Here is a 7665-nt window from a genome sequence, read left to right as displayed (position 1 = left end):
GGCAGCTCCAGCCGACCGGAGAAGCCGGGCGGCGGGCCGGGGCGACGCGGGCCGGGACCGACCGGCGTGGGCCGGGCCGGGCGCACGTCGGGCAGGTTCGACGGCGGGTGCAGCCTGCCGTCCTCCGGCGCTGCGGCCGACCTCGGCGCGGGGACCGGTGCTCCCGCACCGACGAGCTCCGGCGCCGCCTTGCCCGGACCCGCGGTGGCGGGCTTGATCGACGACAGCGGGCGGCCGTCGCGGGTCTCGGCGGGCAGCGAGGTCTCGCCGAGGCCGATGGCCTCCTGGATCCTGCGCATCCAGTTCGGTGCCCACCAGGAGTCGTCGCCGAGCAGCTTCATCACGGCGGGCACGAGCACCATGCGGACCACGGTCGCGTCGACGAGCAGCGCGAATATCAGGCCGAAGGAGACGTATTTCAGCATCACCAGGTCGGAGGTGGCGAAGGCCGCCGCGACGCAGGCCAGCAGGATCGCCGCCGCGGTGATGATGCGCCCGGTGTTGGCGGTACCGGCGCGGATCGCCTGATTCGTGGTGGCGCCGCCGGCCCGTTCTTCGATCATGCGGGAGATCACGAAGACCTCGTAGTCCGTACTGAGGCCGAAGACCACCGCGATCACCAGCACCAGGACGGGCGCCATCATGGGGCCGCCGGTGAAGTTGAACAGTTCACCGCCGTGCCCGTCGACGAACATCCAGGTGAGGAAGCCGAGCGTGGACCCGAGCGACAGGAGCGACATCAGCACGGCCTTGATCGGCAGCGTCAGCGACCCGAACGCCAGGAACATCATGAGCGTGGTCACCACGACCAGCAGCAGCATGAGCAACGGCAGCAGGCTCAGCATCGAGTCGATGGAGTCGTACTGCAGCACGGGCATGCCGCCGACCAGGAAGCCGACGCCCTTACTCGCGTCCGCGCCGTCCATCTTGATGCCGCGCAGCGCGGTCACGGCCTCGCCGACGGCCTTGGTGTCGTTCGGGTCCTGCATGCTGCCGTTCGACACCCGCACCGCGACCTCCTGGCCGCGCACGACCAGCTTGTCGGAGGTGCCCTTGGCCGTGGAGACGGCGTCGGTCGCCGGGCTGAACCGGGCGGAGTTCGGATCCGCGGGGTTCGAGTGCGTGAAGCCGGGGATCTTGTTCGCCTCGTCGAGGACCTGCTTGATCTGCTCGTCGCTGGCGTTGGTGAAGACGATCTTGACCGGCTGGCCGGTGTTGTCCGGGAACAGCTCCTGGAACTTGTCCTGCGTCTGCCGGGTCTCGTTCGTCGGCGGCAGGTAGGTCTGCGAGATGCCGCCGAACTGCAGGCCGACGATCGGGATGCAGATCGCGAGCAGCAGGGTGACCACGGCCACGATGGAGGTCTTCGGGCGCTTCATGACCGCGTCGGTCACCTTGCCCCACATGCCGGCCTCGATGTTGGCCTTGGTCTTCGCGCGGCCCGTCTTCTCGGCGGCCCAGTGGATGACGCCGCCGATGACCGGCAGCTTCCACCTGTCGAAGATGGTGAGGAACCAGTGGAAGCTCAGCGCGAAGACCCGGTGCCCGAGCACGCCGAGCATCGCTGGCAGCAGGGTCAGCGAGAGGATCGCGGCGATGAAGACGCCGAGCAGCGCGCCCGTGGCCATCGAGGTGAGCAGGCCCAGCGGGGAGATGTACAGACACGCCAGGGCGCCGACGATGAGCAGCGACGACATGATGATCGTTCTGCCGGCGGTCATGACCGTGCGCCTGACCGCCGTTGGTGTGTCGTACCCCTCGTCCAACTCTTCTCGGAATCTCGAGACCATGAACAGGCCGTAGTCGTGCGCGATGCCGAGGCCGATGAGCGAGATGATCGGCCCGACGAAGAGGTTGACGTCCGTGAAGTCCGCCATCACCGAGGCGACCGCCATCGCGGCGCCGATCGTGAGCACACCGATGATCATCGGCAGCACCGCGGCGACGATACCGCCGTAGACGAAGAAGAGCACGATCGCCACCAGCGGCAGCGCGATGAGCTCGGCCTTCTTCTGATCCTTCTGCACGCCTTCGGTGACCTCGGAGGTCACCGGGACGAGGCCGCCGACCTTGGCGTCGAAGATCGGCTTGTTCGCGTCCGACTGGAGGATCTCGTTCAGCGGCTTCTGGATGGTCACCCAGTCCTTGCCGCGCTGCGTGTCGTCCGCCGACTTCATCGGCAGCGTGAAGAAGCCCCAGGTGCCGCCGTCGGCGTCGGTGCGGGTGAACTTCTTGTACAGCGCGTCGTTCGCCTGGGGCGCGCCCGGCGCGAACATGGTGTAGCTGAGCGAGCTCTCCTGCGGATCCTGCTCGTTGATCGGGTTGAGCTTGGCGTCGTCGCCGGTCGCGAACTTCGCGAGGATGTCGTCCCGCGTCTTCGCGACGGCCTGCATGACGTCCGGGTCGGAGATCTTCTTGCCCTCCGCGGGCTTGATCAGCACCAGGATGTCGGGCTGCATCTCGCGGCCGTTCGCCTTGTCGGTGACCTGCGCGGACGCAACGGAATCACTGGCCTCGTCGTAGAGGCCGTTCATCTTGGTCTTGGCACCGAGCCCGAGGAAGCCCCAGACGCCGGTCGCGGCGATGGACACGAAGAGGACCGCGATGATCGTGTATCGGAACGCGTACGTGAAGCGTCCTATAGCTGCGAACAAGCGAAAATTCCTTTCCGGTGAACCGGTTCTAGGGCTAGGCCCGGCTCGAAAGTAGCGAGGACAGGGGACGGAACGGCTGCAGCCACGCACCCTCGTCGGGCAGCGTATCCAGGCTCACCCGTGGCAGCGGCTCGCGGAACACCCCGGCGATGTCCTCGAGATCGACGAACTCCAGAGTAGGGGACGCCAGCGCCCACGCGACATGCTCGCGGAACCCGAGGACGGTTACCGGTACCCCGCTTGCGGAGATCTCCTCCAGGGGTTCGCGGAAGGCCTGGCCGTCCGCCGAGGCGACGATGAGCCCGCCGAGCCCCGGCGAGTGCCGCCGGACGTCGATGTGGTCGAGCATGTCCTCGTCGACGTCGCTGTCCTCGTCGACCTTGGGCTTGGCGAAGACGGCGTAGCCCACGTTGCGCAGGGCCTCGACCCAGGGACGCACGACGTCGGCGCTGCCGGGCGCGATGTTGGTGAAGACGGTGGCCTCGGGCTCGAGCCGGGCGTCCGCATCCGATTCCAGGTCCGCCGTGTACTCCAGGAGCCAGCGGCCCAGGGCGTCGAACCGCGGGCGGTGCGCGGCCGTCGGGCGGCCGCCGAGGATCGAGCCCAGCCCCATGTCGAGGTTGGGCGCGTCCCAGACCAGCAGGACGCGTTCGGCCACGTCGGGCTGCGGGTCGGCGGGTGCGTCGAACGTGATCACCGCACCTCTCCTTCCTCCACGCGTTCCCACACGAACTCGTGGATCTCGCGGCCCACCTGCGCGGCCTTGTCCTGGAACTTGGTCACCGGGCGGTCGACGGAGATCGGCAGCCCGGCATCGGCGAGCCGCGGCGGCAGCACCACGGGCCGCAACAGCGGCTCCGAGGGTGCGGTCTCCGCAATCGCCTCTGCATAGTCTGCATGATCAGTGGCCACGTGCAGAATCCCTCCGACCCGCAGGCGATCCGCGATGAGGGCGAACATCCGCGGCTGGAGCAGCCGGCGCTTGTGGTGACGGGCCTTCGGCCACGGGTCCGGGAAGTAGACGCGCACGCCGGTGAGCGTGCCCGGCGCGATCATGTCCTCGAGCATCGCGACGCCGTCGCCGCGCACGACCCGCACGTTCGTCAGCCCGGCGCGCTGCACCGCCCCGACGAGCTGGGCGATGCCGGGCAGGTAGACCTCCACCGCCACCACATCGTTCTCGGGCTCGGCCTGCGCCATCGCCCAGGTCGAGGTGCCGGTGCCGGAGCCGATCTCCACGATGAGCGGGGCGGACCGGCCGAACCAGGCCTCCGCGTCCAGCGGGTGCGACGGTGCCGGGAAGGTCCCGTCCGGGAGGCCCCCGTCGGGCAGGGGCGACGCGGGCGGGATGCCCCGGCCGAGGGTCGCCCAGCCCGTGTCCATCGCCAGTTGCTGGGCGGGGGTGAGGGAGGCGCGGCGGGACCGGAAACTGGTCACGCGGGGATACAGCCGACGGTGCTCGGCGCGGGGATCCTGGGACTGGGGCACGCGCTCCATCGTCCCAGCTTCACTCTTGTGACTTAGCATTGGCCGCATGATCGTGCGTAACTCTCGCCACACGCCGCTCCGCCTCGTCTCCACCCTGGTCGCACTGCTCGCCGTCGTCGGCCTCCTGGCCGCCTGCTCGAACACTGACGGACCGGCGGTCAACGATGCGCCGCTGCCCGACGCGAAGACGATCATCGACGCCTCGGCGCAGACCACCCGCGACCTCCACGACGTACAGCTGGACCTCTCCGTCGAGGGCACGGTGCCCAACCTGCCCGTCAAGAGCGTCTCCGCGTACCTCAGCAACCAGCCCAAGCTGGGGGGCCAGGGCAACGCCGACGTCGTCTACCAGGGCAGCGCGGTCAAGGCGAACTTCATCGTCACCGACGGTGACCTGTACGTGCAGTTCTCGCCGGGGCAGGCCTACAACCGGACGGGCAAGGCGGCCGACGTCTACGACGCCTCCGCCATCCTCGACCCGCAGCGGGGCATCGCCAACCTCCTCTCGTCGGTCCGCGACCCCAAGGTCGACGGCCGCGAGCAGATCGGCGGCGTCGAGGCCGTCCGCATCTCGGGGATCATCCCCGGCGCCGCGCTCGCCGGGATCGTCCCCAAGTCCACGCTCGGCGACCGGCCGCTGACCTTCTGGGTGCAGGAGGCCGCGCCGAACAACCTGGTCCGCGCGAACGTCGGCTTCGACTCCGGCACCCTCACCGTGACGCTCTCGGACTGGGGCAAGAAGGTCACGCTGCTCGATCCGAAGACCGCGAAGTGACGATCACCGCGGCGCCTGCCGGGCACGTGCGCGGCCGCGGCGTGGCCATCGGTGCCGCGGGACTGGCGGTCCTGCTCGGCGCGCTCGACACCTACGTGGTGGTCTCGGTCCTCGAGGACATCATGCGCAGCGTCGAGATCCCCATCAACCGGATCCAGCTCGCCACCCCGATCATCACCTGGTACCTGCTCGGCTACATCGCCGCGATGCCGCTCCTGGGCCGGCTGTCCGACCGGTTCGGCCGTCGCCTCGTGCTGCAGGCCAGCCTCGCGCTGTTCATCGTCGGGTCGGTGCTCACGGCGCTCGCCGATACGGTCCCGGAGGTCCTCGCGGGCCGGGTGGTCCAGGGTGTCGCGAGCGGCGCGCTGCTGCCCGTGACGCTCGCCCTGGCGGCCGACCTGTGGTCCGCGCGTCGACGGGCCGCCGTCCTCGGCTGGGTCGGCGCCGCGCAGGAACTGGGCAGCGTGCTCGGCCCGATCGTGGGCGTGGGCGTCGTGACGCTCGTGCACAACCACTTCTCCTCGGTGCCGCGCGACGACGCCTGGCGCGTCGTCTTCTGGATCAACGTGCCGCTCGCGCTCGTCGCGATGGTGCTGCTGCAGCTGACCGTCCCGAAGCGGGCGGTCACCCGGCAGAAGGTCGACGTGGTCGGCGGGCTGCTGCTCGCCGTCGCGCTGGGACTGTCGGTGATCGGCCTGTACAACCCCGAGCCCGACGGCGAGCACGTCCTGCCGCCGAACGGCGCGTGGCTGCTGCTCGGCGCCGCGGTCGCCTTCGTCCTCTTCGCAGTGTGGGAGCGCCTGGCCACGACGAAGCTCATCGACAGCGCCGGCATGCGCGTGACGCCCTTCCTCGCGGCGTGCGCAGCGTCGGTGTGCGCGGGCGCGGCGCTCATGGTGACCCTGGTGGACATCGAGATCTACGCCCGGATGGTGCTGCAGCGCGACGGGGTCGACGCCGTGCTCACCCTGGTCCGCTTCCTGCTCGCGCTGCCCGTCGGCGCGATCCTCGGCGGCTTCCTCGCGACGCGCTTCGGCGACCGGATCGTCGCGGTCGTGGGCCTCGTCGTCGCGGCGGGCGGGTACACGCTGATCGCGACCTGGCCGGCCGACGTGCTCTCCGCCGATTACCTGGGTTTCCTGCCCGCGCTCGACACCTCGCTGGCGATCGCGGGCTTCGGACTCGGCGTGGTGATCGGCCCGCTGTCGTCGGCGGCGCTGCGCGCGGTGTCGCTCTCGCAGGCTGGCATCGCGTCGGCGCTGCTCGTCGTGGCCCGGATGAGCGGCATGCTCATCGGCGTGGCCGCGCTGACCACCTTCGGCTTCTACCGGCTGAACTCGATCATGGACTCGATGCCGCCGATCGTGCCGCAGGGGAGCTTCGTCGAGACCGGCATGGCCGTCTTCCGGCAGACCCAGGAGGCCTACGGCCGGATGTTCGGCGAGGTCTTCGGGGTGACCGCCGTGATCTGCCTGGTCGGCGCGGTCTTCGCGGTGTTCGTGGCCGGCGGCCGGCACGAATCGGAGCAATCGCCCCCCGAGCAGGACGAGGCGCTCGTACCCTCCCCATAGGTGATCGGCGCGGGGGCGCCGGTCGACGAGCGGGGGCTCTCATGGGGGATCTGTCCGTGCGCCGCAGCGCGCCGCGGGTGCGGCTGCTCGGCCGTGGCGGGGTGGGGACGACGGTGCTGGGCGCGGCGCTGCGGTCGCGCGGCGTCGAGGCGGTCGAGGACGGCGCCGGTGGTGCCGACGCGCGCCTGTACTGCTTCGCCGGTGGCCTGCGGGCCACCGACCGCGCCGCGATCGACGTGCTGTGCGCCGACCCCGCGGGCCCGCCCGTGATCGCGTGGACCAAGGCCGACGCAGCCGGGTCCTGGCGCGCCGCCGACGACTACGCCGCGCGCCTCGGCGAGGTGCTGGAGCGGCCGGTGATCGCGGTCATGGCGCTGCTCGACGCGGTGGAGACCTCCGATCTGCCGGCCGTCCGCCGGATCGCCGGGACGCCGCTGGCGCTGCCCGCCTCGGCGCTCGCCGCGGCCGAGGCGCTGGGCGCGGACGCGCCGCTGCTGCGCCGGTTCGGCGGCTACGGGCTGGCGTGCGCGCTCGGCGCGCTGCGCGAGACCCCGTCGATGCCGGACGAGGAGCTGCTGGCGAGCCTGCGCGAGCTGAGCGGGGTCGATGCGCTGCTCCCGCCGCTCGCCGCCGCCCTGCAGGGCTACGAGGAGCGCCGGGAGGCCGAGTTCGACGGTGCCCTGCGCACGGTGGCCGCGACGGACTGCGCGCGCCGCGACGAGGCCGAGCACCTGCTGTTGGACCGGCTGGGGCGGGCCTCGTGACCGTGCTGGTGGCCGGGCAGGATCCGGCGGGCGCCGCCGCGGTCGCCGACCGGCTGGGCGGGGACGCGGCCGCGATCGGCGCCGACGGTGTCCCGGTCCCGCTGGGTGAACACCGCGGCGATCACGACGTGCTGGTCTACGTGCTCGACGCCTGCGTCCCGGCCGACGCGGTCGACGTCGCCGCGCTCGGCCGGCTCCGCGCCGCCCTGCCGACGGTGCTCGCCGCCACCGGCGCCGACGTCTACCCCGACGCCCCGGACGTCCTCGCCGAGTCCGGCCGGCGCCTCGGCGGTGAGGTGGTGAGCGTCCAGCCCGATTCGGGCGGCGGCTTCGCCGCGCTGCGCGCCGCCCTCGCCGATCCGCCGCCGCGGTCCGTCGATCCCGCCGCCCGCGGCGCGGAGCCGGGCCCGCCG

The 7665-nt window shown here is 71.3% G+C and carries 7 protein-coding genes; 4 read left to right on the top strand and 3 right to left on the bottom strand.

The genetic code is table 11. The annotated features are described in order from the left end of the window. From FK529_RS19595 to trmB, 3 genes are all read right to left on the bottom strand, one after another. A partial coding sequence (locus tag FK529_RS19595) for an MMPL family transporter (protein ID WP_146564316.1) occupies positions 1-2654 on the bottom strand: 2654 nt, incomplete at its 3' end. A 34-nt stretch (positions 2655-2688) separates the two neighbouring features. After that, entirely contained in the window at positions 2689-3351 is a 663-nt protein-coding gene (locus FK529_RS19590) for an NYN domain-containing protein (protein WP_146564314.1), read from the bottom strand. Continuing rightward, positions 3348-4151: a tRNA (guanosine(46)-N7)-methyltransferase TrmB gene (gene trmB / locus FK529_RS19585; RefSeq protein WP_146564312.1), complete on the bottom strand. Its 804-nt coding sequence runs from the start codon at positions 4149-4151 to the stop codon at positions 3348-3350. The genes FK529_RS19590 and trmB overlap by 4 nt, the downstream gene beginning before the upstream one ends. Positions 4152-4188: 37 nt before the next feature. Here trmB and FK529_RS19580 point away from each other — a divergent pair, with 37 nt between their 5' ends. The 4 genes from FK529_RS19580 to FK529_RS19565 all read left to right on the top strand — a co-directional run. Next, positions 4189-4917: an LppX_LprAFG lipoprotein gene (locus FK529_RS19580; RefSeq protein WP_146564310.1), complete on the top strand. Its 729-nt coding sequence runs from the start codon at positions 4189-4191 to the stop codon at positions 4915-4917. Continuing rightward, on the top strand, positions 4872-6488 hold the full coding sequence (locus tag FK529_RS19575) for an MFS transporter (RefSeq protein WP_438947217.1): 1617 nt from the start codon (positions 4872-4874) through the stop codon (positions 6486-6488). The genes FK529_RS19580 and FK529_RS19575 overlap by 46 nt, the downstream gene beginning before the upstream one ends. Positions 6489-6529: 41 nt before the next feature. After that, entirely contained in the window at positions 6530-7252 is a 723-nt protein-coding gene (locus tag FK529_RS19570) for a hypothetical protein (protein ID WP_146564296.1), read from the top strand. Beyond that, positions 7249-7665, top strand: a 417-nt coding sequence (locus tag FK529_RS19565; protein WP_205124410.1) for a hypothetical protein, incomplete at its 3' end; no start/stop codon positions are given. The genes FK529_RS19570 and FK529_RS19565, both read left to right, overlap by 4 nt.

The sequence above is a fragment of the Tsukamurella asaccharolytica genome (assembly GCF_007858435.1).
In the GTDB taxonomy this organism is placed as follows: domain Bacteria; phylum Actinomycetota; class Actinomycetes; order Mycobacteriales; family Mycobacteriaceae; genus Tsukamurella; species Tsukamurella asaccharolytica.
The sequence above is the reverse complement of the archived record's forward strand: the minus strand, read 5'-3'. Positions and strand labels throughout refer to the sequence as shown.